We start from the raw sequence: 880 nt of genomic DNA, 5'->3' as shown, positions 1-880 counted from the left end.
CGGTGATAGAGCACCCCCATGGAGAAGACGGTGTCAAAGGCGCGCAGCTCCGGCAGCTCCTGAATGCCGAGCGGCAACAGGTGGGCACGCTGATCGTTGCCTGCGAAGTGGCGAATGGCCTCGAACTGGCAGAGGAACAGCGGGCTCGGGTCGATGCCGACCGCAAGCTTGGCCCCTTCGCCCACCATGCGCCAGAGGTGGTAGCCGCTGCCGCAGCCCACATCCAGCACGTAACGTCCCGCGAGCGGGCTGATGTGGGGCAGCACTCGATCCCACTTCCAGTCGGAGCGCCACTCGGTATCGATGTGAATGCCGTGCACCGTAAACGGCCCCTTGCGCCAGGGCATGAAGTGGCGCAGCAGGCTCTCGACTTTTTTGCGCTCCCCTTCACCAAGGCTCTCGGCCGAGCCTATCTCGACCCGGCTTTTCAGCTCGATGTTGCCGGGGGATACCACCGGTAGCTTGTTGAGGGCGCGGTTCCAGCGCGGCAGATCGCCATGCTGGTTGTCATGTTGCCAGGTGTGCAGCTGGGCGGGCAGGGTGTGCAGCCAGTGGCTCAGCCGGTTTTTGGCAATCAGTTGATAGAAGTTGGCAAAGTCGATCATGGCTGGGCGTCGCTGGATTTGATGGCAATCATGGAGCCGAAGTTGAAGCACTGGAACCAGAGATCCTGATGGGTGAAACCGGCGTCCCGCAGGCGGGCACGGTGGGTCTCCAGGCTGTCGGTACGCATCACGTTCTCAAGGGCGGTGCGTTTCTGGCTGATCTCCAGCTCGCTGTAGCCGTTGGCCCGTTTGAAGTCGAGATGAAGCTCGATAAGCAGCTCGTTGACCGGCTCATCTTCAAAGCGGAACTTCTCGCTCAGGATCAGGATCCCGCC

2 protein-coding genes are annotated in these 880 nt (G+C 61.8%); both read right to left on the bottom strand.

The features are described 5' to 3' along the window. Nucleotides 1-605: tRNA 5-methoxyuridine(34)/uridine 5-oxyacetic acid(34) synthase CmoB (gene cmoB, locus LD28_RS0112315; RefSeq protein WP_033137259.1), on the bottom strand; the 605-nt coding region annotated here is incomplete at its 3' end. Next, nucleotides 602-880: tRNA methyltransferase (locus LD28_RS0112310; protein WP_033137258.1), on the bottom strand; the 279-nt coding region annotated here is incomplete at its 5' end. The genes cmoB and LD28_RS0112310, both read right to left, overlap by 4 nt.

The sequence above is a fragment of the Aeromonas finlandensis genome, assembly GCF_000764645.1.
Lineage (GTDB): Bacteria > Pseudomonadota > Gammaproteobacteria > Enterobacterales > Aeromonadaceae > Aeromonas > Aeromonas finlandensis.
The sequence above is the reverse complement of the archived record's forward strand: the minus strand, read 5'-3'. Positions and strand labels throughout refer to the sequence as shown.